This window comes from Pseudarthrobacter sp. 10T415, from assembly GCF_056394175.1.
In genome coordinates this window covers 1-869 of sequence record NZ_JBFTHJ010000051.1, presented here as the reverse complement: position 1 = coordinate 869, position 869 = coordinate 1, and the positions used below count along the sequence as shown (strand labels likewise).

1 protein-coding gene is annotated in these 869 nt (G+C 66.3%); it reads right to left on the bottom strand.

Features of this window, described 5'->3' with window-relative positions:
- A partial coding sequence (locus AC1DBN_RS21375; RefSeq protein ID WP_477724186.1) for a transketolase-like TK C-terminal-containing protein occupies nucleotides 1-869 on the bottom strand: 869 nt, incomplete at both ends.

The following is an 869-nucleotide window of genomic DNA, read 5'->3' as shown; positions in this document are numbered from 1 at the left end:
GGGACGAATTGGCGGATCTGGTCGGGGACGGCTTTCATGTAGTCGGAGACGGCGACGACGGGGCCGGTGGCGCCTTCGAGTTGTTGGGTGACGAACGGGACCCGGGCGGGTTGTTCGGGGTTGAGGAAGGCTTCTTCTTCGGCGGCGAGTCCGTCGCGTCGGAGTTCGTTCCAGGAGGTGACGGACCAGACGTCGGCGGAGACGGACCAGTCTTCGGCCAGGATGCGCTGGGCTTCGATGGCCCAGGGCACTGACACGCCGGAAGCAAGGATCTGCGCCTTGGGTCCTTCAACGCCCGACGCCGAAACCCGGTGGATACCGCCCAGCACACCCTGCACATCCAGGTTTTCCGGCTCGGCGGGCTGCACGATGGGCTCGTTGTAGACCGTGAGGTAGTACATGAGGTTTTTATCCGACGCCGTTCCGGTGCCTTCGCCGCTTGCGGCCTCCCCATACATGCGTTCGAGGCCGTCGCGGATGATGTGGCCCATTTCGTAGCCGTAGGCGGGGTCGTAGGTGACCACTGCCGGGTTCGTCGATGCCAGCAGGGGGGAGTGTCCGTCGGCGTGTTGGAGGCCTTCGCCGGTGAGGGTGGTCCGTCCTGCGGTGGCGCCGATGATGAAGCCGCGGGTCATTTGGTCCGCTGCTGCCCAGAAGGCGTCGCCGGTGCGTTGGAAGCCGAACATGGAGTAGAACACGTAGACCGGGACCAGGGGCACACCGTGGGTGGCGTAGGCGGTGCCGGCGGCGGTGAAGGCTGCCACGGCGCCGGCTTCGTTGATGCCGGGGTGGATGAGCTGGCCGGCGGGGGATTCCTTGTAGGCCAGGACGAGGTCGCGGTCCACGGAGAGGTAGTTCTGGCCCTTGGG